The 22879-nt window shown below is 72.3% G+C and carries 26 protein-coding genes and 1 tRNA gene; 8 read left to right on the top strand and 19 right to left on the bottom strand.

Features of this window, described 5'->3' with window-relative positions; translation table 11 throughout:
- Positions 1 to 2: 2 nt before the first annotated feature.
- From OIE75_RS18070 to OIE75_RS18055, 4 genes are all read left to right on the top strand, one after another.
- On the top strand, positions 3 to 1367 hold the full coding sequence (locus OIE75_RS18070) for a bifunctional glycosyltransferase family 2/GtrA family protein (protein ID WP_329471472.1): 1365 nt from the start codon (positions 3 to 5) through the stop codon (positions 1365 to 1367).
- Positions 1364 to 3547: an ArnT family glycosyltransferase gene (locus tag OIE75_RS18065; protein WP_329471471.1), complete on the top strand. Its 2184-nt coding sequence runs from the start codon at positions 1364 to 1366 to the stop codon at positions 3545 to 3547. Before OIE75_RS18070 ends, OIE75_RS18065 begins: the two co-directional genes overlap by 4 nt.
- Positions 3548 to 3626: 79 nt before the next feature.
- Positions 3627 to 5117: an MFS transporter gene (locus OIE75_RS18060; RefSeq protein ID WP_307013639.1), complete on the top strand. Its 1491-nt coding sequence runs from the start codon at positions 3627 to 3629 to the stop codon at positions 5115 to 5117.
- Between the two features lie 121 nt (positions 5118 to 5238).
- Positions 5239 to 5997 (top strand): TetR/AcrR family transcriptional regulator, encoded by a 759-nt coding sequence (locus tag OIE75_RS18055; protein ID WP_329471470.1) that lies wholly within the window; start codon positions 5239 to 5241, stop codon positions 5995 to 5997.
- A 31-nt stretch (positions 5998 to 6028) separates the two neighbouring features.
- Here OIE75_RS18055 and OIE75_RS18050 read toward each other — a convergent pair whose 3' ends face one another.
- Both OIE75_RS18050 and OIE75_RS18045 read right to left on the bottom strand, forming a co-directional pair.
- A complete protein-coding gene (locus OIE75_RS18050; RefSeq protein WP_122616469.1) occupies positions 6029 to 6499 on the bottom strand; it encodes a PPOX class F420-dependent oxidoreductase in 471 nt (156 codons plus the stop codon).
- 72 nt (positions 6500 to 6571) lie between these two features.
- A complete protein-coding gene (locus tag OIE75_RS18045) occupies positions 6572 to 6952 on the bottom strand; it encodes an STAS domain-containing protein (protein ID WP_307013634.1) in 381 nt (126 codons plus the stop codon).
- Positions 6953 to 7169: 217 nt separating this feature from the next.
- On the opposite strand from OIE75_RS18045, the gene OIE75_RS18040 reads away from it, so the two are divergent.
- Positions 7170 to 7919 (top strand): ANTAR domain-containing protein, encoded by a 750-nt coding sequence (locus OIE75_RS18040; RefSeq protein WP_307013633.1) that lies wholly within the window; start codon positions 7170 to 7172, stop codon positions 7917 to 7919.
- Positions 7920 to 7937: 18 nt separating this feature from the next.
- Complete coding sequence (locus OIE75_RS18035) at positions 7938 to 8639, top strand: GAF and ANTAR domain-containing protein (RefSeq protein ID WP_329471469.1); 702 nt, start codon at positions 7938 to 7940, stop codon at positions 8637 to 8639.
- Here OIE75_RS18035 and OIE75_RS18030 read toward each other — a convergent pair.
- From OIE75_RS18030 to OIE75_RS18020, 3 genes are all read right to left on the bottom strand, one after another.
- Entirely contained in the window at positions 8622 to 9443 is an 822-nt protein-coding gene (locus tag OIE75_RS18030) for a YceI family protein (protein ID WP_329471468.1), read from the bottom strand. The genes OIE75_RS18035 and OIE75_RS18030 overlap by 18 nt on opposite strands.
- A gap of 109 nt (positions 9444 to 9552) precedes the next feature.
- Positions 9553 to 12123 (bottom strand): MFS transporter, encoded by a 2571-nt coding sequence (locus OIE75_RS18025; protein WP_329471467.1) that lies wholly within the window; start codon positions 12121 to 12123, stop codon positions 9553 to 9555.
- Positions 12124 to 12136: 13 nt separating this feature from the next.
- Positions 12137 to 12637, bottom strand: a complete 501-nt coding sequence (locus OIE75_RS18020) for a MarR family winged helix-turn-helix transcriptional regulator (RefSeq protein ID WP_307013627.1) — start codon at positions 12635 to 12637, stop codon at positions 12137 to 12139.
- 207 nt (positions 12638 to 12844) lie between these two features.
- Here OIE75_RS18020 and OIE75_RS18015 point away from each other — a divergent pair, with 207 nt between their 5' ends.
- The gene (locus OIE75_RS18015) at positions 12845 to 13042 is read left to right on the top strand and encodes a hypothetical protein (protein ID WP_163015840.1); all 198 of its coding nucleotides are present in this window, start codon (positions 12845 to 12847) and stop codon (positions 13040 to 13042) included.
- A 990-nt stretch (positions 13043 to 14032) separates the two neighbouring features.
- Here the strand turns inward: OIE75_RS18015 and OIE75_RS18010 are convergent.
- The 8 genes from OIE75_RS18010 to OIE75_RS17975 all read right to left on the bottom strand — a co-directional run bounded on the left by OIE75_RS18010 (position 14033) and on the right by OIE75_RS17975 (position 18606).
- Positions 14033 to 14953: an RNA polymerase sigma factor SigF gene (locus OIE75_RS18010; protein WP_329471466.1), complete on the bottom strand. Its 921-nt coding sequence runs from the start codon at positions 14951 to 14953 to the stop codon at positions 14033 to 14035.
- Between the two features lie 292 nt (positions 14954 to 15245).
- Entirely contained in the window at positions 15246 to 16109 is an 864-nt protein-coding gene (locus OIE75_RS18005; protein ID WP_307013624.1) for an RNA polymerase sigma factor SigF, read from the bottom strand.
- Between the two features lie 214 nt (positions 16110 to 16323).
- Positions 16324 to 16617: a Dabb family protein gene (locus OIE75_RS18000; protein WP_329471465.1), complete on the bottom strand. Its 294-nt coding sequence runs from the start codon at positions 16615 to 16617 to the stop codon at positions 16324 to 16326.
- A complete protein-coding gene (locus OIE75_RS17995; protein ID WP_052836888.1) occupies positions 16617 to 16793 on the bottom strand; it encodes a hypothetical protein in 177 nt (58 codons plus the stop codon). Before OIE75_RS17995 ends, OIE75_RS18000 begins: the two co-directional genes overlap by 1 nt.
- A gap of 89 nt (positions 16794 to 16882) precedes the next feature.
- Positions 16883 to 16967 (bottom strand) — tRNA-Ser (locus OIE75_RS17990).
- A 66-nt stretch (positions 16968 to 17033) separates the two neighbouring features.
- Positions 17034 to 17465, bottom strand: coding sequence for a tRNA adenosine(34) deaminase TadA (tadA, locus tag OIE75_RS17985; protein WP_307018009.1), 432 nt, complete (start codon positions 17463 to 17465; stop codon positions 17034 to 17036).
- 74 nt (positions 17466 to 17539) lie between these two features.
- Positions 17540 to 18082, bottom strand: coding sequence for a tRNA adenosine deaminase-associated protein (locus OIE75_RS17980; RefSeq protein WP_307018007.1), 543 nt, complete (start codon positions 18080 to 18082; stop codon positions 17540 to 17542).
- Between the two features lie 299 nt (positions 18083 to 18381).
- The gene (locus tag OIE75_RS17975; RefSeq protein WP_161329154.1) at positions 18382 to 18606 is read right to left on the bottom strand and encodes a DUF4461 domain-containing protein; all 225 of its coding nucleotides are present in this window, start codon (positions 18604 to 18606) and stop codon (positions 18382 to 18384) included.
- 139 nt (positions 18607 to 18745) lie between these two features.
- Between OIE75_RS17975 and upp the strand changes: the two genes are divergently transcribed.
- On the top strand, positions 18746 to 19381 hold the full coding sequence (gene upp / locus OIE75_RS17970; protein WP_031036926.1) for a uracil phosphoribosyltransferase: 636 nt from the start codon (positions 18746 to 18748) through the stop codon (positions 19379 to 19381).
- 111 nt (positions 19382 to 19492) lie between these two features.
- Here upp and OIE75_RS17965 read toward each other — a convergent pair whose 3' ends face one another.
- The 6 genes from OIE75_RS17965 to OIE75_RS17940 form a co-directional block, all read right to left on the bottom strand.
- Complete coding sequence (locus OIE75_RS17965) at positions 19493 to 20110, bottom strand: LytR C-terminal domain-containing protein (RefSeq protein WP_329474012.1); 618 nt, start codon at positions 20108 to 20110, stop codon at positions 19493 to 19495.
- Between the two features lie 110 nt (positions 20111 to 20220).
- Positions 20221 to 20517, bottom strand: a complete 297-nt coding sequence (locus tag OIE75_RS17960; protein ID WP_003999914.1) for a type II toxin-antitoxin system VapB family antitoxin — start codon at positions 20515 to 20517, stop codon at positions 20221 to 20223.
- A gap of 74 nt (positions 20518 to 20591) precedes the next feature.
- A complete protein-coding gene (locus tag OIE75_RS17955; RefSeq protein WP_329474011.1) occupies positions 20592 to 21359 on the bottom strand; it encodes an IS5-like element IS1373 family transposase in 768 nt (255 codons plus the stop codon).
- A 153-nt stretch (positions 21360 to 21512) separates the two neighbouring features.
- On the bottom strand, positions 21513 to 21647 hold the full coding sequence (locus tag OIE75_RS17950; RefSeq protein ID WP_260474341.1) for a hypothetical protein: 135 nt from the start codon (positions 21645 to 21647) through the stop codon (positions 21513 to 21515).
- 52 nt (positions 21648 to 21699) lie between these two features.
- The gene (locus OIE75_RS17945) at positions 21700 to 22023 is read right to left on the bottom strand and encodes a hypothetical protein (protein ID WP_307013621.1); all 324 of its coding nucleotides are present in this window, start codon (positions 22021 to 22023) and stop codon (positions 21700 to 21702) included.
- Positions 22024 to 22105: 82 nt separating this feature from the next.
- Positions 22106 to 22783, bottom strand: coding sequence for an HdeD family acid-resistance protein (locus OIE75_RS17940; RefSeq protein WP_329471464.1), 678 nt, complete (start codon positions 22781 to 22783; stop codon positions 22106 to 22108).
- Positions 22784 to 22879 lie beyond the last annotated feature (96 nt).

Below are 22879 nucleotides of genomic sequence, written 5' to 3'. Positions count from 1 at the left end.
CCATGCGAACCGACTCTTCTCCCGGCTCCCTGCCGGCGCGGGAGCATCTCCCGGCCACAGGAGCCGGTACGCCTGTCCTGGACGTAGTGGTCCCCGTCTACAACGAGGAGAAGGACCTGCGGCCGTGCGTCCTGCGGCTGCACGAGCACCTCACCCGGACGTTCCCCTACGCCTTCCGCATCACCGTCGCGGACAACGCCTCCACCGACGCCACCGCGCACGTCGCGGCCCGGCTGGCGGCGGACCTCGTGGAGGTCAGGTCCGTCCGCCTTGAGCAGAAGGGCCGGGGCCGGGCCCTGCGGACCGTCTGGTCCGCCTCGGACGCCCCGGTCCTCGCCTACATGGACGTGGACCTCTCCACCGACCTCAACGCGCTGCTGCCCCTGGTGGCGCCGCTGATCTCCGGACACTCCGACCTCGCGATCGGCTCGCGGCTCGCCCGCAGCTCGCGGGTGGTGCGCGGCGCCAAGCGGGAGTTCATCTCCCGCACCTACAACCTCATCCTGCGCGGCTCCCTCCAGGCCCGCTTCTCCGACGCCCAGTGCGGCTTCAAGGCGATCCGCCGGGACGTCGCTCAGGTACTGCTGCCGCTGGTGGAGGACACCGGCTGGTTCTTCGACACCGAGATGCTGGTGCTCGCCGAGCGTGCCGGGTGCCGGATCCACGAGGTCCCGGTCGACTGGGTCGACGACCCCGACTCCACCGTGCACATCGTCCGGACCGCGACCGACGACCTCAAGGGCGTGTGGCGGGTCGGCAGGGCGCTGGCCACCGGATCGCTGCCGCTGGACCGGCTGGCCCGGCCCTTCGGTGACGACCCGCGCGACCGTGAGCTGACGGGCGTACCGCAGGGGCTGGCCCGGCAGCTCGTCGGGTTCTGCGTCGTGGGTGTCCTGTCCACCCTCTTCTACCTGCTCCTCTACAGCGGCTTCCGCGTCTTCGCCGGCTCCCAGGCCGCCAACGCGCTCGCCCTGCTGGTCTCGGCGGTCGCCAACACCGCCGCCAACCGGCGGCTGACCTTCGGGGTGCGGGGCCGGGGCGGTGCCGTGCGGCACCAGGCGCAGGGGCTGGTCGTCTTCGGTATCGGTCTCGCGCTGACCAGCGGCTCGCTCGCCGCCCTGAACGCGGCGACGACCGACCCGGACCACTCCACCGAGCTGGCGGTGCTGATCGCGGCCAACCTCGCGGCCACCGTCCTGCGCTTCCTGCTCTTCCGCGCCTGGGTGTTCCCGGAGACGCCGGCCACCGACGCCGGCCGTATACCGGAGCCCGGGGTTTCCGGTCAGTACCTCGTCTGGAGCGACGCGACCCAGCGCCTCCAGCCGGTCCACCCCGCCGCCGACACCGACCCGAGGGACGGACGATGACGACGCACTACGAACGGCCCGCGCCCGCGGGGGACACCCGGACCCCGGGCGTCGAGGACGGGGAGCCGCCGTCCCGCGCACCGTCCGCGCACCGCGGCACCCGCCGGTCCCGGCTGCACGGACTGTGGCGGGGCCGCCCCGAGGACCCCCGCTGGGTCCGCCCGGCCTTCCTCGGCCTGCTGCTGGCCACCGCGCTGCTCTACCTCCACAACCTGAGCGCCTCGGGCTACGCCAACTCCTTCTACTCGGCGGCCGTGCAGGCGGGCAGCGAGTCCTGGAAGGCGTTCTTCTTCGGCTCGCTCGACGCGGGCAACGCCATCACCGTCGACAAGCCCCCGGCCGCCCTGTGGCCGATGGCGCTGGCGGTGCGGATCTTCGGGCTCTCCTCCTGGTCGATCCTCGTCCCCGAGGTGCTGATGGGCGTCGGGACGGTCGCCGTCGTGTACGCGGCCGTGCGCCGCCGGTTCAGCCCCGCGGCCGGCCTGATCGCCGGTGCGGTGCTGGCGCTCACGCCGGTCGCCGCGCTGATGTTCCGCTTCAACAACCCGGACGCGCTGCTGTCCCTGCTGATGTCCGTCGCCTGCTACCTCGTCGTACGGGCGCTGGAGGACGGCCGGACCAAGTGGCTGGTGTGGGCGGGGGCCGCGATCGGCTTCGCGTTCCTGGCGAAGACCCTCCAGGCCTTCCTGATCCTGCCCGCGCTCGCCCTCGTCTACGGCGTCTGCGCGCCGGTGCGGCTGCGCAGGCGGCTCGGGCAGCTCGCGCTGGCGGCCCTCGCCATCGTCGTCTCCGGCGGCTGGTGGGTCGCGGTCGTGGAGCTGTGGCCCGCGTCGTCCCGCCCGTATGTCGGCGGCTCGCAGAACAACAGCTTCCTGGAGCTGACCTTCGGCTACAACGGCCTCGGCCGGCTCAACGGCGAGGAGACCGGCAGTGTCGGCGGCGGGGGCCCCGGTGGCGCGGGCGGCGGGATGTGGGGCGAGACCGGCTGGGACCGGATGTTCAACTCCGAGATAGGCGGCCAGATCTCCTGGCTGCTGCCGGCCGCCCTGATCCTGCTCGTCGCGGGCCTGGTCGCCACGCGCCGCGCGGGCCGCACGGACACCGCACGCGGGTCCCTCCTGGTCTGGGGCGGGTCGCTGCTGATGACCACGGCCGTCTTCAGCTACATGGCCGGCATCTTCCACCAGTACTACACGGTGGCCCTCGCGCCCTACCTGGCGGCCGTGGTCGGCATGGGCGCCGCGGCGCTGTGGGAGCGGCGGGAGCGGATCTGGGCCTCGCTCGCCCTCGCGGCGGCCGTCACGGCGACCGCGGCGTGGGGATACGTGCTGCTCAACCGCACGCCGGACTACCTGCCGTGGCTGAAGTGGCTGGTCCTGGTCGGAGGCCTGGTCGCCGCGCTCGGGCTGGTCTTCGCCGGGCGGCTGGGGCGCCGGATCGTCCTCGCGGTCGCCGGGCTGGGCCTCGTGGCGTCGCTGGCGGCGCCGACGGCGTACACGCTGAGCACCGTGCGGGAGGGGCACAGCGGCTCCATCGTCACGGCCGGTCCGTCCGGCGCGAGCATGATGGGCGGCCCGGGCGGTGGCCGGGGCGGCGATGGTTTCCCCGGCGGCGGGAACGCACCCGGGCAGGGGCAGGGCCAGGGCCAGGGCGGTCCCGGGGGCGGCGGTGGATTCCCCGGCGGCGGGGGCGGCACCGGTCCCGGTCAGAACCAGCAGGGCAACGGCACCCCCGGCACCGGCACAACCCCCAACGGCCGGACCGGCGAAGGCGGCCGCACGGGCGCCGACGGGACGGGCGGCGGCGCGGGCGGGCTGCTCAACGGCGCCCAGGTCGACTCCGAGGCCAAGAAGCTCCTGGAGACGGACGCCGGGGACTACACCTGGGCGGCCGCCGCGATCGGCTCCCAGAACGCCGCGAGCTACCAGCTCAGCACCGGCGACCCGGTGATGGCGATCGGCGGCTTCAACGGCACGGACCCGTCACCGACCCTGGCCCAGTTCAAGAAGTACGTGGCCGACGGCAGAATCCACTACTTCATCGGCGGCGGTGGCATGGGCGGCGGCATGGGAGGCGACTCCGGCACCGCGTCGCAGATCACCTCCTGGGTCGAGGCCAACTTCAAGGAGGTCACGGCCGGCTCGGCCACCTTCTACGACCTCACCCAGCCGACGAGCTGACCGGAGTACCGGCGGGAGCCCGCTCTGTTGCGCGGCGTTCAGCTGTACAGCGTATGGGAGTCCCTATACGCTGTACAGTATGACGACGTCCTCCCAGGAACAGAAGGCCGCTCCCACGGTCCAGGGCCACCCGCAGCGCTGGCTGATCCTCGGTGTCATCAGCCTCGCCCAGCTCACGGTGGTCCTGGACAACACCGTGCTCAACGTGGCCATCCCCTCGCTCACCGGCGAACTGGGCGCGGCCACCTCCGACATCCAGTGGATGATCAACGCCTACTCGCTGGTCCAGTCCGGCCTGCTGCTCACCGCGGGCAGCGCCGCCGACCGTTACGGCCGCAAGAAGATGCTCGCGACCGGCCTCGCCCTGTTCGGCCTGGGCTCGCTGGCCGCGGGGCTCGCGGAGACCACCGGCCAGCTGATCGCGGCACGGGCCGGGATGGGTGTCGGCGGCGCCCTGCTGCTGACCACCACGCTCGCCGTGGTCATGCAGATCTTCGCACCCGCCGAGCACGCGAAGGCCATCGGCATCTGGAGCGCGGTCAGCGCGCTCGGCTTCGCCTGCGGTCCGCTGATCGGCGGGTTCGTCCTCGACCACTTCTGGTGGGGCGCGATCTTCCTGATCAACCTGCCGGTCGTCGCCCTCGGTCTGGTCGCGGTCGTGACCCTGGTCCCCGAGTCGAAGGACCGGCGGGGCGACCGCCCCGATCTGCTCGGCGCCGTACTCTCCACGATCGGCATGGCCGCGCTCGTCTACGCGATCATCTCCGGCCCCGAGCACGGCTGGTCGTCGGGCAGGGTCCTGGCCACGGCCGCCGTCGCGGTGGGGGTGCTCGGTCTCTTCGCGTACTGGGAGAGCCGGGTCCCGTATCCGATGCTCGACCTCCAGTTCTTCCGCGACCTGCGGTTCACGGGCGCGGTGGCCGGTCTGGTGCTGATCACCTTCGGGATGGGCGGCGCGCTGTTCCTGCTGACCCAGCACCTCCAGTTCGTGCTCGGATACGGCCCGTTGGAGGCGGGGCTGCGCACGGCGCCGCTCGCCCTGACGGTGGTGCTGCTCAACTTCTCCGGCGTGGCGGCGAAGTGGCTGGCCCGGCTGGGCACGCCGGTGGCGGTGCTGCTGAGCATGGTGCTGATGGCGGCGGGCCTGGTGTGCATCGCCACGATGGCCGGGCAGGGCTACGCCGGCACGCTGCTGGGGCTGCTGCTGATCGGCGTGGGGTGCGCGCTCGGCAACCCGGCCATGGCACACGCCCTGATGAGCGCGATTCCGGCGGCCAAGGCCGGGGTCGGCGCGGGGGTGAACGGTACGTTGGCGGAGTTCGGCAACGGGCTGGGGGTGGCCGTGCTGGGGGCGGTGCTGAACTCGCGGTTCGCGGCGCTGGTGCCCGTCGCGGCGACGTCGTTGCCGGGCGCTCTGGCCACGGCGGAGGGCGAGGCGGAGCGGGAGCGGGTGATCGACGCGTACTCCTCCGGCCTCGAGAGCAGTCAGTTGGTGGGAGCGGTGGCCGTGCTGCTCGGTGGGGTGGTGGCGGCGGTGCTGCTGCGGCGGGCGGAGAAGCTGGCCGCCTGAGGGGCGGGGTGGCAGGGTAGTCGTGCGGCTGTCGGCCCGTCGTGGCTGGTCGCGCCGTTCCCCGCGCCCCTCATGGGGCGTGCGGCTGACCGGCGTTCGAAGAGTCGAGGAGAAGACGCGCATGGCGAAGGCAGGGCGGCAGGGGCCCCGGGCCAGTGTCTGGATGGCGGACGCGGAGCGCCGCGGCGGGCGGCGGGGTGGGCAGCCGTCGGGGCTGGACCGGGAGCGCATCACCGCGGCCACGGTCCGGCTGCTGGACGCCGAGGGACTGGCGGGCTTCTCCATGCGCCGCCTGGCCGCCGAGCTGAACGTCACCGCGATGTCCGTCTACTGGTACGTCGACACCAAGGACGAGCTGCTCGAACTCGCCCTGGACGCGGTCTTCGGCGAGCTGAGCCGTCCCGACCCGGAGGCCGGCCGGGACTGGCGCGCCCAGTTGCGCACGCTGGCCAGGGAGAACCGCGCCCTGCTGGTGCGTCACCCGTGGCTGGCCCCGCTGCTGGGCACGTACCTCAACATCGGGCCCCACTCGCTGGCGTTCTCCCGGGCCGTGCAGGCCGTCATGCGCGGCAGCGGCCTGCCAGAGCACCGGCTGACGGGGGCCATCTCCGCCGTCTTCCAGTTCGTCAACGGCTACGGCACCGTCGAGGGCCGCTTCCTCGCCCGGGCGGCGGACCGCGGCCGGAGCCCGGACGAGTACTTCCAGGACTCGATGGACGCGGCGACCGAGGTGCCCGACACCGCGGACGTCATCGGGGAGGCCCAGGAGATCATGGCGGCCCGCGGCGGCGGCACCGTCGCGGAGATGCTCGACCGGGACTTCGAGTTCGCGCTCGACCTGCTGGTCGCGGGCATCGAGGCGATGGTCGAACGCGGCTGACCCCGCGTCAGCCGTCGCCCGCCGGGCGCTCTCAGTCGTCCGCCGCCAGCCGCGCCGGGAAGCCGCCGGTCGCCACCGGCCCCCACCGCTCCGGCGTCACCCGGACGATCGACTTGCCCTGCCGGACCATGGCCTCCCGGTACTCGTCCCAGTCGGGGTGCTCGCCGGAGATGTTGCGGAAGTACTCCACCAACGGCTCCACGGAGTCGGGCGAGTCGATGACCTCCGCCGTGCCGTCGATCTGGACCCAGGGGCCGTTCCACTCGTCGCTGAGCACGAGGAGGCTGACCCGCGGGTCGCGGCGCGCGTTACGGGTCTTGGCCCGCTCCGGGTAGGTGGAGACGACGATCCGGCCGGAGTCGTCGACCCCGCAGGTCAGCGGCGACGCCTGGGGGCCGCCGTCGCCCCGCCGGGTGAGCAGGATCGCCCGGTGCCGGGGGCGGACGAAGTCCAGCAACTCGGCGAGGGAGACACGGGTGTTCGTCGCGATGTTCGGTGCCATACGACCAGCCTAGGCCGCCACGCCCCGGCGAGGGCCGGCCGTCCCGCCGGGCGGCGCGCCGTCGCGCAGGTCCTAAGCCCCTGTGACACTCCCCGCGCGCAACGCCTCCGCGAGGTTGTCGTGCACCGGGACGTCGCGGCGTAGGCCGGAGAGCTCCAGAACGCGGCTCGGTACGGTCTTCGGGGCGGCCACCACCCGTAGGCGGGCTTCGGTGGGGAGGTGGTGGCGTACCGCGGTGAGGAGGCGGACGCCCTGGGAGTCCATGAAGCGGGTCGCGGACAGGTCCAGGACGAGGAGGCGGAAGCCGGCGGACCGCTGGTCCACGGCGGCCATGATCAGCGGCAGCAGCCCCGAGGCGTTGCAGAAGTCGATCTCGCCGGGCATGTCGAGCACCACGCAGCCGGGTGGATCACACGGCTCGCGCCGCCCGCTGGGCGGGGGGAGGAAGGTCACAGCACTCACCTGACAGATGTCCGTCCGGTTTAAGGCCGGGCCGCTTCCTGACCCGCTGCCCATTCCACCACGCGGCCGGGCGGTACGGAAGGCGGCCGCCCGCTCCTTCGGCCGGGCGTCACCGGCACGCAACCAAGCAGCTAAAGTGCTGTTCGTCCTGTGCTCGCAGTCGGGAATGTGCTGCGGAGCTCTCCTGCGCACGGCCGTTTGGCCGGGCATGCCGAAGAGGTTCGTGGTGGTTGCGTCCGAATTTGCTGATTTGCCGCGTTTTCCGGTGGGCTTCGAGCTGGCCGAGTCCCTGACGGCGGCCGCACGCCACCTGCACGGGACGGGCACCCCCGAGGACACCATGAACGCCGCCGTCGAGCTGGCGGTGCGCCTGCTCCCCGACGCCGAACACGCGGGCATCTCGGAGATCCAGCGCGGCGGCCGGCTGCGCACCCTCGCCTGGACCGACGAGACCGTGCGGTTCGCCGCCGACCCCCGGCACGGAGGCCACACCCCGCACCCGGACTGGGAGCGCCTGTGGACCACGCCCGTGGTGCGGACGGCCGACAGCGAGGCCGACGGCGCCGCCACCGCCCTGTCCGGTCTCGGCCTGCGCTCGGCACTCTCGCTGCGGCTGCGCGCCGACCGGCGCCGCCTGACCGTGCTGACGGCGTACGCGCGTAAACCGCAGGCCTTCGACGAGGACGCCACCCGCATCGGACGGCTGTTCACCGCCCACGTCTCGCTCGCCCTGGACTCGGCGACGGTGCGCGAGCAGCTCACCGAGGCGATGCGCACCCGGGACCTGATCGGCCAGGCCACCGGCATCCTCATGGAGCGCCTGGACATCGACGCGGCCGGCGCCTTCGAGTCCCTGGTCAAGGCGTCCCAGCGGGAGAACGTGAAACTGCGCGACCTGGCCCGGCGCATCGTCGACGCGAACACGGGTCAGGGGGGAAGAGGCGTCAATGAGCGGTGACGGGACAGACGTAGGGGCATGACCTCGCAGACTCCCGACACCCTCGACCGGGCGCTGGCGCGCAGCCAGGGTCTCGACACCCTGCTGCGCGACGTGACCGACCGCGCGGTCGCGGAGGTGACCGGCGCCGCCGCCTGCTCCGTCACGGTGCGCCGGTCCGACCGGCTGATGACCCTGGCGGGCAGCACGGGTCTGCCCAGCGGCCTGGACCTGCGCCAGTACGAGAACGGCTCGGGCCCCTGTGTGGACGCCGCCGACACGCAGACCCCGCAGTACGCGGCCGACCTGGCGACCGAGACGCGCTGGCCCGCCTACACCGAGTACGCGCTGGGCACCGGCGTGCGCTGCGTGCTGGCGCTGCCGCTGCCCGTCGACGGCGAGCCGGACGCCGCGCTCAACCTCTACGGCCTCGAACCGGACTCCCTCGCCGACGGACGAGACGCCGCCCGCGCCTTCGTGGAGCGGACGGCGGCGGCCGTAAACGAGGCCCTGCGCATCGAACGGGAGCAGGCCTCGGCGGCCGACGTGCGCACCGCCCTGCTCTCCCGCAGCGTCATCGACCAGGCGGTCGGCATGGTCATGGCCCGGGAGCGGGTGGACGCCCACCAGGCCATGGAGCGGCTGCGCCGGGCCTCGCAGAACCGGAACGTCAAACTCCGGGATCTCTGCGCCGAACTGGTGGCCTGGGCGCCCCGCGACGGCTCAGACGGCCGGCAGTGACTCCCCCTGAACCGCCTGGATGTCCAGCTCGACCCTGAGGGTCGTCCCGATGGCGGCGATGCCGGCCTGGACGACCTGGTTGTAGTTCATGGCGAAGTCCTCGCGGCGCAGCTCGGTCGTCGCGCGGAACGCCGCCCGGGTGCCGCCCCAGGGGTCGGCGCCGGTGCCGAGGTAGGCGAGGTCCAGGTCGACCGGGCGGACGACGCCGTGCAGCCCCAGCTCGCCGTGGACGGTCCAGCGGTCGGCACCCGCCTCGGACACCCCGGTGGAGCGGTAGGTGATCTCCGGGAAGCGCTCGACGTCCAGGAAGTCCGGCGAGCGCAGGTGGGTGTCGCGCATGCCGTTGCCGGTGTCGATGGAGGCGGCCCGGATCACCGCCTCGACCCGGGACTTGGCGACGTCGTCCGGGGCGATCTCCACGAGGGCGGCGAAGTCGGTGAAGCGGCCCCGCACGCTGGAGATGCCGAGGTGCTGGGCGACGGCGGACACGGCGGAGTGCGCCGGGTCGACCGTCCACGGTCCGGGCGGCGGCAGTTCGGTGCCGCCGTGCCGGGCCAGCGTCACCGTGCCGACCTCGGCCCGGCCGCTCGCGGTGACGATCGCGCTGGACGCGGCGGGCGCGTAGCCGACCGCCGTGACGATGACGGTGTACGCCCCCGGCGCGAGCGGGGTGGCGTTCCGCACGGTGCCCTCGGTGTCCGCCTCGGCGCGCAGCACCTGAGTGCCGGTCATGTCGGTCACCGTGACGACCGCGTGCGACACGGCCCATCCGTCCCGCGTTCGGATCCTCGCGGTCAGTCCCATCCCGTTTTCTCCCTGTAAAGGCTCAGAAAGTGGTCGTAAAGAAGCCGGCCCGTGGTGGGCGGGCGCACCTCCGCTCAGAGCGCGCACGCCACCACGGGCCGGGGACTCGCTACTCGCCGGGGTGGGCGAGCTCGATGTCGTGGCCGTCGGCACCCTGGCCGGCGACCGTCAGGGCCGTCGCCACCGGCGGGTAGCCGGTCGCGATGACGGTGTACTCACCGGCGTCCAGGTCGGTGAAGGCGTACGCCCCGTCCGCGCCGGTGGTGGCCGTGCCGACCACGTTGCCCGCCGCGTCGACCAGGGTGACGCGGGCGTCGGCCAGCGCGCCGTGCGGCGCCCGGACGACGCCCTGGACCCGGGCTCCGGCCTGGAGGTCGACCTCGACCCGGGTGACCCCGGTGCCGCCGACCTCGACCGGCAGGGCGCGCGGCCGGTAGCCGACGGCGTTGACCGCGACGGTCACCGTGCCCGGCACCAGCTCGGCGAAGGAGAACTCGCCCTGCTCACCGGTGGCGGCGCTGGCCAGCAGGTCGCCGCGCACATCGGTCACGATCACCATGGCGTCCTTGACCGGCAGCCCGTTCTCCAGCGCCCGGACCAGACCGGTCAGGCCGCTGGTCCCGCTGAGCAGGATGTCGAAGGCGACCGGCTCGTCGTTGACGACGATGGTGGAGGCCTGCGGCTGGAAGCCGTCGGCGGAGGCGATCAGGACGTACGATCCCGCGCTCGGCGCGTCCAGCACGTAGGAGCCGTCGGCCTGGGCGACCGACCGGCCCAGCTGTCGGCCGGCCAGCGAGATCAGCGTGACGGCGGCCCGGGGGACCGGGGCGGACTCGGCGCCGCGGACGAAGCCGCGGACCGCGATGCCACCGGCGACGGACGCCGTCGGCTCACCGGAGCCGGTCGCCGTGGCGACGGCGCCGAGCCGCTGGGTGGCCGCACCTGCGGCGACCTGGGTATCCGAGACGGCCGACGGAGCGGCGGGTGCCGCCACGGCCGCCATCGCACCGGCCGGGACCGGCTCGTCGGCGACCCGGGTGGCCTCGGCGGGGGAGCCGGCCGTGGGCGGGGTGGCCTCGGCGGCGGCCTCCGCGGCCTGGGCGAGGGCGCCCGAGGTGCGCAGCGGGACCTCCTTGATGAACAGGGTCACCAGGAAGCCGAGCAGGGCGATCGGGGCGACGTACAGGAAGATGTCGGCGATGCCGTGCCCGTAGGCGCTCTCCAGCCATTCGCGGATGCCGTGGGGCAGCAGGTCCATGTCGGGGATGGCGCCGCTGCCGGAGGCCTTGGCGGCCGCCGCCTGCTCCTGCGGGCTGAGCTGCCCGATGGTGTCGGAGGCGTAGTGGCTGATCCGGGTCGACATGATGGAGCCGAGCACCGAGACGCCCACCGCGCCGCCGAGGGACCGGAAGAAGGTCACCGTGGAGGAGGCCGCGCCCAGGTCGCTCGGGGCCACCTGGTTCTGCGTGCAGAGCACCAGGTTCTGCATCATCATGCCGACGCCGAGACCCATCAGCGCCATGAAGATCGCGATGTGCCAGTACGCGGTGTCGTAGCGCATGGTGCTGAGCAGGCCCAGGCCCGCCGTGAGCAGCACGCCGCCGGCCAGCAGCCAGCGCTTCCACTTGCCGGTCTTGGTGATGACGATGCCGGAGACGGTCGACGAGATGAACAGGCCGCCGATCATCGGGATGGTCATGACGCCGGACATGGTCGGGGACTTGTCCCGGGCCAGCTGGAAGTACTGGCTGAAGTAGACGGTGCCCGCGAACATCGCGATGCCGACGAAGAGCGAGGCCAGCGAGGCCAGGGCGATCGTGCGGTTGCGGAACAGCCGCAGCGGGATGATCGGCTCGCTGGCCTTGGACTCGACGAGCAGGAAGAGCAGCGTCAGTACGACCGCGCCGCCGACCATGGCGCCGGTCTGCCAGGACATCCAGGAGTACTTGTCGTCGGCGAAGGTGACCCAGACGAGCAGCAGGGAGACGGCCGCCGTGACGAAGAAGGCGCCGGCCCAGTCGACCTTCACCTTCCGCTTGACCACGGGCAGGTGCAGCGTCTTCTGCAGCACGATCAGGGCGAGGATCGCGAAGGGCACGCCGACGTAGAGGCACCAGCGCCAGCCGAGCCAGCTGGTGTCGGTGATGACTCCGCCGAGCAGCGGACCGCCGACGGTGGCGACGGCGAAGGTCGCGCCCAGGTAGCCGGAGTAGCGTCCGCGCTCACGCGGGGCGATCATCGCGGCCATGATGATCTGCGCCAGGGCGGAGAGACCGCCGGCGCCCAGGCCCTGGATGGCCCGCGCGGTGATCAGCATCGCGGGGTTCTGCGCCAGACCGGCCACGACGGAGCCGATGACGAAGACGATCAGGGCTATCTGGACCAGGGCCTTCTTGCTGAAGAGGTCCGCGAGCTTGCCCCACAGGGGGGTCGAGGCGGTCATCGTCAGCAGCGAGGCGGTGACGACCCAGGTGTAGGCGCTCTGGCCGCCGCCGAGGTCGCCGATGATCTCGGGCAGCGCGTTGGTGACGATGGTCGAGGACAGAATGGCGCAGAACATGCCGAGCAGCAGCCCGGACAGCGCTTCCATGATCTGCCGGTGCGTCATCGGAGCGTCTCCGTTGGAGCCTCCCCCGTGCTTGGCATGAGCCCGCACACCGGCTGGTGTGGTCGTTGCCATGGACTTCCTTTGCTTACGTGGTGATCGCGGGTGTACGGGTGGACTGTTCGTCCCCGGACAGTGCGGGAGGCCGGACCGCGGGGGTCCGGCAGTCGTCGAAGCTGGCCCTGAGGCGGGCCATGAGCCGGGAGAGCTGACCGACCTCGTCGTCGGACCAGTCGCTCAGCCGGTGGGCGAGCAGCTGGGTGGTCCGCTCGGCGATGTCGTCGAGCTGGGCCTGGCCCTCGGGCGTCAGGCGCAAAATGCGCGAGCGCTTGTCGGCGGGGTCGGGGGAGCGTTCGATCCAGCCCCGGTCCGCGACGTGGGCGACATGGCGGCTGGTCACCGACATGTCCACGGCGAGCAGCTCGGCGAGCTTGCTCATGCGCATGTCCCCGTGCCGGCCGAGCAGTGTCATCACGGCGGCGGAACCCCCGGGGCAGTCGGCCGGCAGCAGCCGGCCCATCTCGCGCTTGACGGCGCCGAAGGCACTGAACTGACGGATCAGCTCCTCGTACTGCGCCCTCCCGGCCATGCGCGCACCTCCCGATTCGTTGCTTAGGGCAACGATAAGTTCCGTTGGTTGCTACAGGCAAACAAAAACGGTCGTTGCGCCATAAAAAGTTGGCAAAGGCAAGTATTACGAAAGTAAACACGCAGGTGGCGGCCCGTGGGCCGGGGCAAGGCCGGTCGGGAGCCCCGCACTTGGGCGGTACCCGCGGATTCGCTAGTGTCTCGGCCCATGGCTAACAACCAGGGCCCCCAGGGCACCAACGACCCCGCAGGCAGCACTCAGATGTTCCGCGCGTTCGTCGACGACGCCCCGCAGACCCGCCAGGCGGCCCCCGCCGCCTCCTCCGGGCCTCGCGTCGGTCTGATCGTCGGCATCGTCGCCGCCGTGATCGTCGTCGCGGCGGTGGCCTGGCTGGCGCTGGGCTAGACAGCACGAGGCTCGGCCCTCGGGCGGGCAGGTATCCCCACGGGCAGGGGCGCGGGGCTCGGCTGGCTCGGCGCGCCCGTGGCCTCTGCCTCCGGGTGGGCTCCGTATCCCCTCGGCCGGGCGTGGCTCGGTGCCGCCTCGACCTGGCGGCCGGCGTCCGGCGGCTCGGCGTGCCCGTGGTCCGGCGGCCCGGGCCGGACGGCTGGGTGTCCCGAGGCCCGGGGCCGGCATCCGGGCGGGGTCGGTGTCCCGTTGGCCCAGCGGGTCGGCGTTCGGGTGACCAGGTGGTCCGGCAGACCGGCATCCAGGTGGGCTCGGCATCCGCCCAGCCCAGCGGACCGACGTCCGGGGTGGCCCGGCGGGCTGCGACCTGGGCGGCTGGGTGTCCAGGTGGTCCGGCAGACCGGCATCCGGATGGGCTCGGTGTCCCCCCGGCCGAGTCCATCGGCATACGGAAGGCTCGGCACCCTCGTGGCCCGGTGGACAGTGGTCCGGGCGTCACCGCGGCTCGGCCGACCGGTGGCATGCCCAGGACCCCGCAGTCGGGCGGGCGGTCAACCCCCGGAACCGGTTCTGGCTGCCCACCCGGCGCAGCAACCGCCCTGAGTGGGACGGCCACCCGCGCCTGGGCGGGGAGCAGGCACCCGGCACGGCACCCGCGCCCGGCCGCAACGGGCACCCGGCACGGCACCCGCGCCCGGCCGCAACGGGCACCCGGCACGGCACCCGCGCCCGGCCGTAACGGGCACCCGGCACGGCACCCGCGCCCGGCCGTAACGGGCACCCGGCACAGCGCCCGCGCCCGGCCGTAACGGGCACCCGGCACAGCGCCCGCGCCCGGCCGTAACGGGCACCCGGCACAGCACCCGGCCGGGACAGGCACCTGGCACCCGGTACCGACACCCCGGCGCGCGACGGCGGTCGCCGTGGCACCCCCGAGGTGCCGCGGTGACCGCCGGGCCGTTGGCCAAGGCGCCGCAGGGCTGCCGCTCAGTCGGAGATGAGGCCCTCGCGCAGCTGCGACAGGGTGCGGGTGAGCAGCCGGGAGACGTGCATCTGCGAGATGCCGACCTCCTCGCCGATCTGCGACTGGGTCATGTTGGCGAAGAAGCGCAGCATGATGATCCGGCGCTCCCGGGGCGGCAGCTTGGCCAGCAGCGGCTTGAGGGACTCGCGGTACTCCACGCCCTCCAGCGCCGTGTCCTCGTAGCCCAGGCGGTCCGCCAGCGAGCCCTCGCCGCCGTCGTCCTCCGGGGCGGGGGAGTCCAGCGAGGAGGCGGTGTAGGCGTTGCCCACCGCGAGGCCGTCGACGACGTCCTCCTCGGACACGCCAAGGACGGTGGCCAGCTCGCCGACCGTCGGGGACCGGTCCAGCTTCTGGGACAGCTCGTCGCTGGCCTTCGTCAGCGCCAGCCGCAGCTCCTGGAGGCGGCGCGGGACGCGCACCGACCACGAGGTGTCGCGGAAGAACCGCTTGATCTCACCGACGACGGTGGGCATCGCGAACGTCGGGAACTCCACGCCCCGTTCGCAGTCGAAGCGGTCGATCGCCTTGATCAGGCCGATGGTGCCGACCTGGACGATGTCCTCCATCGGCTCGTTGCGGGAGCGGAAGCGCGCGGCGGCGTAACGCACCAGCGGGAGATTGAGCTCGATCAGGGTGTCCCGGACGTAGCCACGTTCCGGGCTGTCCTCGTCGAGGGCGGCGAGCCGCAGGAACAGGGAGCGGGACAGGGTGCGGGTGTCGATGGCCTCCGTGGCCGGAAGCGTCTGGGCCGGCACGGCGTCGAGGGTCGGAACGGCTTCGATGGCCTGGACGTCATCGACGGGGCCGAGCGCCTCGATCGTGTCGGGCGCGGTCTCGCTCTCCGCGAGCGCGAGCACCTTCGAGCTGCCCTGGTCTGCGGACATGCCACCCCCTTTGGGTCGCGGGACGGTCGCGGCACACGCTCCCACGCCGGGAACGCAGCCTTCACCTGAATACCGGAGCCGGGGCTCCGGCAAACGCGTCTCCGGCAGAATGTCACATGTCGGCAACGCGCTGTAGTGACATGTCGACATCCGAGACGCGAATACCCCCTGGAAACAGGGGGTCTGACGGGCTTTCAGCCCGATTGGGCCCGCAACGGCCCTGGTGAGCGATTCGCTCGTCCCGGTGATGCCTCGCTCGCGCTTTCGACCGTGCCCCGAGTCCGATCCGAGGCTACGCGTCGATCCGGTTCGCGGACCTCAATCGCTGGAAACTACGCGCCAGTAGCCGCGACACGTGCATCTGCGAGACTCCGAGTTCCGCGCTGATCTGCGACTGGGTGAGGTTGCTGTAGTAGCGCAGCAGCAGGATCCGCTGCTCCCGTTCCGGGAGCTGGACGAGCAGGTGCCGTACGAGATCGCGGTGTTCGACGCCGTCGAGGGCCGGGTCCTCGTAGCCGAGCCGGTCGAGCAGCCCGGGCAGCCCGTCGCCCTCCTGGGCGGCCTCCAGCGAGGTGGCGTGGTACGACCGTCCCGCCTCGATGCAGGACAGCACCTCGTCCTCGGTGATGCGCAGCCGCTCGGCGATCTCGGCGGTGGTCGGGGAGCGCCCGAAGGCGGTCGTCAGGTCCTCGGTGGCGCTGTTGACCTGCACCCACAGCTCGTGCAGCCGGCGCGGCACGTGCACCGTGCGGACGTTGTCGCGGAAGTACCGCTTGATCTCGCCGACGACGGTGGGCATCGCGAAGGTCGGGAACTGCACGCCCCGCTCCGGGTCGAAGCGGTCGATGGCGTTGATGAGCCCGATGGTGCCGACCTGGACGACGTCCTCCATCGGCTCGTTGCGGGAGCGGAAGCGGGCGGCGGCGTAGCGCACCAGCGGGAGGTTGGCCTCGATGAGCGCCGCGCGCACCCGGTCGTGCTCCGGCGTGCCCGGGGTGAGGCCCTTGAGTTCACCGAAGAGCACCTGGGTCAGGGCCCGGGTGTCGGCGCCCCGGCTGCGTGGGGGCGCGGGGGCCTCCGGTTCCTGGGGCTGGGCCTCGGTCGAGACCTGGGTAGGCGGTGCGGGCGGTGCTTGAGGCGCAGTACTGGCCGGCACGGTCAACTCCACCTCGTGATCAGTCAGCTCTTCCGTCAACTCATCCGTCAAAAGCGGTCATAGCATCACAAGACATGTCCACTGTGCGCAAGCACCGCATAACGCCGTGTTGAGTGAAAGCGGAACGGCCCCGCACCGGGCAGGTGCGGGGCCGGGGAGCGCGGGCCGGGGGCGCGGGCCGTACCGGAGCCCGTCCGTGGTGGAACCGGAAGCGCTAGAACTCGTAGTCGGCGATCACCCAGGTGGCGAACTCGCGCCAGAGCGCGACGCCGGCCTGGTGTGCCGGATGTTCGAGGTAGCGGGTGAGGGCGTCGGCGTCGTCCACGGCCGAGTTGATGGCGAAGTCGTACGCGATGGGCCGGTCGCTGATGTTCCAGGCGCACTCCCAGAAGCGCAGCTCCTCGATCTGGCTGCCGAGCGCCCGGAAGGCCTCGACGCCCTTCACGACGCGCGGGTCGTCGCGCTCGACGCCGTCGTTCAGCTTGAACAGCACGAGGTGGCGGATCATCACTCTCCTCCGTTGGCGGCCCAGGTCATGAAGTCGCCCACGGCGCCCGCCGCGTCGGATATGCCCTGGAAACCTATCTGGACGTAGTCGGCGGCCTTCGCCGGATCGGTGATGATCACGTACAGCACGAAGACCACGAGCACGTAGACGGCGATCTTCTTCGAGTTCACCGCCACCGCGGCCTCCCCTGTCCCTTTCGACGCACGACTTTCGGTCGAACATGATCGCACGAAGGGCCCCGTCTTTCGACGGGGCCCTTCAAGAGCGGTAGCGGAGGGATTTGAACCCTCGGTGACTTGCGCCACACTCGCTTTCGAGGCGAGCTCCTTCGGCCGCTCGGACACGCTACCGAGAGAGACCTTACAACAGAGTGCGGCCTGGTTTGAAATCGGTTGTGGACGCCCGGCACGGGGCCGTCAGCGGTCCCGGAAGAAGTCCGTGAGCAGCAGGGCGCAGTCGTCCGCGAGCACGCCCTCGACCACCTCGGGACGGTGGTTGAGCCGGCGGTCGCGCACGACGTCCCACAGGGAGCCGGCCGCGCCCGCCTTGTCGTCGCGCGCGCCGTAGACGACGCGGTCCACCCGGGACTGCACCAGCGCCCCCGCGCACATCGTGCACGGCTCCAGGGTGACGACGAGCGTGCAGCCGGCCAGCCGCCACTCACCGAGCACCGCGGCCGCCCGCCGGACGGCGAGCACCTCGGCGTGGGCCGTCGGGTCGCCGGTGGCCTCGCGTTCGTTGTGCCCGGCCGCCAGGACGGTCCGGCCGTCCGGCGCCAGCAGGACGGCGCCGACCGGGACGTCCCCGCCCCGCGCGGCCCGCCCGGCCTCGGCCAGGGCGAGCCGCATCGCGGTCCGCCACCGGTCGCGCACCGGGTCGGGCGGTACGGCGGGGTCCGTGTCGTGCTCCTGCTCCGGTCCGGTCAGCGGACGGTCTCCAGTACGTCGGAGGCGCCCAGCGCCTCGGCGATCTCTCCGACCGCGTCCCCGGACATCGAGCGCAGTTCCTTCTCGCTCACGCCGAGGTCGTCGAGGACCTCCGGGTCACCGACCGGGCCGTGCGGCACGGCCTCGCCGGCGCCGGCGGCACCGTCGGCGCCGCCCTCGGCCCCGGCCTCGTCGTCGTCGGACTCGCCGTCCTCGGTGCCGTCGAGGTCGAGGGCGTCGAGGTCGTCGTCACCGGGGTCCCGGCCGAGCAGCTCGTCGGTGAGCAGGATCTCGCCGTAGCTGCTGCGGGCGGCCGCGGCGGCGTCCGAGACGTAGATGCGCGGGTCCTCCTCGCCGTCCACCCGGACGACTCCGAACCACGCGTCCTCCTGCTCGATCAGCACGAGCACCGTGTCCTCGTCGGGTGAGGCCTCCCGGGCCAGGTCGGCCAGGTCCGACAGGGTCTCCACATCGTCGAGCTCCGTGTCGCTCGCTTCCCACCCGTCTTCGGTGCGCGCGAGCAGTGCGGCGAAGTACACCGTGACTCTCCCACTGGTCATAGGCGTGCCGGTTGGGGGTCCCCCCGGCGGAGGCTGTGGGCGGGGGACGGTGCTTCGAGCCCACCCACTCGGAATCGTGGCAGAAACAAGGCGCTGAGGGGACGTCTTCTGAGCCCTGTGTCCGGCGGTTTCGCCCGGCGCCCCGGGAAGTACGTACCCGGGAAGCCGCCCTGTCGCCGCCACGTGCGGATCGTACGCGGATTATTCCGGGTCCCCGCGTACGTCCGTTCCGACCGACGTCGGCGCGGCGCGCGATCTTCCCCGGCCGGGGCGGAAAGTCACCAGCGGAAGGTGCGCATGCGCATCGCGTGCCGCAGCCGGGCGACCTTGACGCGGCGCGGCTGCACGCGGTCCCGCAGCTCGCGGGCCTCCGCGAGGTCCCGTAGGAACTGGGCCCGGCGCCGTCGCCGCTCGGCCCCCCGATCCCGCTCCGTCTCCGTACCGCGTCGTGCCCCAGGCTCCTCGCCGCGGGCCGGCATGTCGTGGAAGTTCCGGTCAGGCACAGTCTCACCACCCAGTCTCCGTCCCTCCCACCTTCCCCCGCCCGGGCGGTTTGACTCCGGTGAATGAGTGGCGCGGAGGTCCGGTGGCTTGCCCGCCGCGGGGACGACGGCCCCACGGGGCCCGGTTACTGTGGGGGACATGCGTCTCCACGTCGTCGACCACCCCCTGGTCGCCCACAAGCTCACCACGCTGCGCGACCAGCGCACCGACTCCGCGACCTTCCGCCGCCTCGCCGACGAGCTGGTCACCCTGCTCGCCTACGAGGCCACGCGCGACGTGCGCACCGAACAGGTCGACATCCGCACGCCGGTCTCGCAGACCACGGGCGTCAAGCTCTCCCACCCGCGCCCGCTGGTGGTGCCGATCCTGCGGGCCGGCCTCGGCATGCTCGACGGCATGGTCCGGCTGCTGCCGACCGCGGAGGTGGGCTTCCTCGGCATGATCCGCAACGAGGAGACGCTCCAGGCCTCCACCTACGCGACCCGCATGCCGGAGGACCTGTCCGGTCGCCAGGTGTACGTCCTGGACCCGATGCTGGCCACCGGCGGCACCCTGGTCGCGTCGATCCGGGAGCTGATCAAGCGCGGCGCCGACGACGTGACGGCCGTGGTGCTGCTCGCGGCCCCCGAGGGTGTCGAGCTGATGGAGCGCGAGCTGGCCGGCACCCCGGTGACCGTGGTGACGGCCTCGGTGGACGAGCGTCTGAACGAGCAGGGCTACATCGTCCCGGGCCTCGGCGACGCGGGCGACCGCATGTACGGAGCGGCCGAGTAGCACCCGCGTGTACTGAGCGGCCGAGTACTACCCGCAAGGCCGCTCAGCAGCCACCCTCCAGGGCCGCTCAGCAGCCACCCTCCAGGGCCGCTCAGCAGACCTCAGGGCGGCTCAGCAGCTCTTCTTCTCCGCGGTGGGGGTCGGCTGCGGCGCGCTCAGCCGGGTCAGCGCCGCGTCGGCGGCCGCCGGCTTCGCCAGCCCCTTGAAGGCGTTGCCGATGATCAGGTCGACCTCGGCGCCCTTGCGGGCCGCTTCGACGCGCGGTTCGGCACCGGCCAACTGGGTGCCGAGCACGGTGAGCGAACTCTTCAGGGAGGCGGCCGGGCCGAGCAGGAGGCCCGTGCCGTCGACCTTCTTGTCGTACTCCTTGGGCGCGTTGCTCACGTCGCCGATGCGGAAGCCGCGCTTCTTCAGCTCGTCGGCGGTCTTCTGCGCGAGCCCGCCGCGGGTCGTCGCGTTGAGGACGTTGACGGTGACCTGACCGGGCTTCGGGAGCTTGGCCGCGGCGGGCGCGGCGCTCGTCCTCGCGGACGCGGTGACACACCCCGCGGCACCGGCCGCCGAGGCCTTGTCGCCGCCGGTGAAGACGTCCACGAGCTGGAGCGTGCCCCAGCCGAGCACGCCGAGGACGGTGACGCACGCGACGCCGAGGAACGCGAGCCTGCCGCGTCGCCGGGCCGGGCGCATCCGGGGGTACTTGTCCCCCGTGATCTTGTACTGGCCACCCATGCCGGGAGGAGTCAGCATGCTCATGGGCGCAGCGTAGTGCGCCGGGACGGCGATGCCTATTAGATGATCAGTAGACGTTCCGTGGTTCGCCGCAAGGCAACCCGAAAGGGTCAGTCGAGTTCGAGAACCCGCGCGTGCAGCACCTGCCGCTGCTGGAGCGCGGCGCGCACCGCGCGGTGCAGACCGTCCTCCAGATACAGATCGCCCTGCCACTTCACGACGTGCGCGAAGAGGTCGCCGTAGAAGGTGGAGTCCTCGGCGAGGAGGGTTTCCAGATCGAGCTGGCCCTTGGTCGTCACGAGCTGATCGAGGCGGACCGGACGCGGAGCGACGTCCGCCCACTGCCGGGTGCTTTCCCGGCCGTGGTCGGGGTACGGCCGGCCGTTTCCGATGCGCTTGAAGATCACACGGAAAGCCTACCGGCCCGGACGTTGCGGGCGCAGCCATGGCGCCCTAGAGGTTGTCCCGTATGGAGTGTGAGTTATCCAGTGAGGGCCAGGTTGTGCAGTCGGGCGATGCCGAGCATGGCCTGGTGAACTCCGTCGCCCTTGAGTCGGCAGTCCCGCAGGATCTTCCAGTTCTTCAACCGCGACAGGGCGTGTTCCACGCGCGCTCGTGCCCGGCGATGGACGGCGTTCTCTGCCTCCTGCGAGGGGCTGAGGTGGCTCTGGCCTCGTCGTTTGCGGTGCGGGATCAGGAGGCCGGTGCCTTGGTAGCCGCCGTCGGCAAGGGTCGGGGCGCCGCGGCAGGCCCGATCGATGCCGGACTCGGTGAAGGCCCGGCAGTCGTTGCGGCTGCCGGGCAGCGGGAGACCGATGGCCACGACCAGGCGGCTGTTGGCGTCGATGACGACCTGCAGATTGGTCGAGTACCGGTAGTTCTTGCTGGACGCGGCGACACTGCGGTCGCGGGTGGGCACCAGAGTGCCGTCGACGATGTAGACGGTGTCCTTGCGCGGCCGCCGCGCGGGCGAGATGGCCAGCAGCGGTGCGAGATGGTCCAAGATGCGGTCGGCAGCGGACTTCGAGACTCCGAACAACGGCGCCACCTGCCGCAACGTGAGGTTCGTGCGCCAGTACGTCGCCACCAGCAACACCCGGTCTTCGAGCGACAGCCGCCATGGCCGGCCACGCTGAACGTCGCCACCTCGGCGCCGTACCAGTGCCACCAGCCTCGCAAACTGCACCTCGGTCAGACCCGCAAACGGCTCGATCCACTTCGGATCATCTGCTGAGATCACCCCACCCATGCCCGACCAACGCACCAGCAGCACCACCGGTTACGGGACAACCTCTAGTGCGGCGCTGGAAATGACGCCGTAAAGGGGATCAATCGGGAAGGCGGGCGTGCCGCCGGCGACGGAGGCGGTCCCGAACCCGCCTCCACCGCCCGGTCCGTCGCCTCAGCCGCGGCTCCCTTCCCGCGTGGGGAGCGGCCGTTCGGCCGGAGCCTGCGGCGCGTGGCCGGACTTGGGGGTACTGCGGGCGGCCTCGGCACGCAGGAGGGCGCGCAGGACGGCGTAGGGGTCGTTGGGCATGACTGCTCCTGTCTCCGTGTACGGGATTCCGTGCTGCTGGAGCCCAGTCCCGTCAGCAGCGCAGAACCACGGAGCGCGTCCCGCGCGCGCGGGACGCGGGCGCGGTCGGAACAGAGGGTGCGCAGCGCGCACGGCGTGCCGCCCGCCGGACCACGGGCCGCTCCGGCCCGGCCCGCCGCTCACCGCGCACGGGAGCGCGCAGCGCGCTGTCGACCTGGTCGTACTCCCCCACCGTCCCGGCGGCCACCGTCGCGGTGGACACCGCCTCGGCCGTGGCGTGCGCGCAGGGCACGACCAGGGCGAGCAGCAGCACGAGCACCCGCAGCCAGGCGGTGCGCCCGGCGCGTGCGGTGACGGCGTGCGGTGCGGGGCTCACGTCACTCGTGTCCCCGCCCGGCGTACGCGGTCCATCGCGCCGGGTATGAGAACCGCCCGCTCGGCGTAGGCACGGGCGCCGTTCACAGCTCGTGCGGGGCCTGACGCGCGCGTCCGCGCAGCCGCAGCGAGGTGACGGTCTCGACGAGGCCGACGACGACCAGCCACCAGCCGCCGACCAGCATGAGGACGGAGGCCGACTCGACCGGCGAGTCGATCAGGACGATGCCGGCCACCACGGTGACGACACCGAGGAAGACGTGCCAGCCGCGCGCGGGCATCGCCGGGTCGTGCACGGCGGCCACGATCTGGGTGACGCCGCGGAACAGCCAGCCGATGCCGATCCACAGCGCGAGCAGCAGCACGGACTGGAGGGGCCCGCGGAAGCAGAACAGCCCCAGCAGGATCGACACGGCGCCGCTGATGAACGCCAGCACCCGCAGTGAGGTCGTCCGGTGCGTGCCGAAGGCGGCGGCCAGCTGGAGGATGCCGCTGACGACGAGATAGAGCCCGAAGAGCACGCCGGCGACGCGCAGCGAGGCGCTGGGCCACACGAGGACGAGCACACCGAGGACCAGTGAGGCGATGCCGGTGAACAGCACGGTCTGCCATGCGGCGCGGGACAGCAGTTGCAGGGGCCCCTCGAACGCGGGCTCAGGCTCGGACCGACCGCCGCCGGTGCCGCGCACACCGTGCCGCGCGTGCACCCCGCGATCGTCGTACGGCGTCCCTCCGGGAGGCCCACTCGGTGGCTCGGTCATGCTCCATGCTGGGAACGCCCCCGCCACTCCCGCCACTTGAGACGGTCCACGGGACTGACACGGCTACCTGCCCGGCGCACGTCTGCCCGCGGTGCC

This window comes from Streptomyces sp. NBC_01723, from assembly GCF_036246005.1.
GTDB lineage: Bacteria > Actinomycetota > Actinomycetes > Streptomycetales > Streptomycetaceae > Streptomyces.
This window is presented reverse-complemented; position numbering and strand designations above follow the sequence as displayed.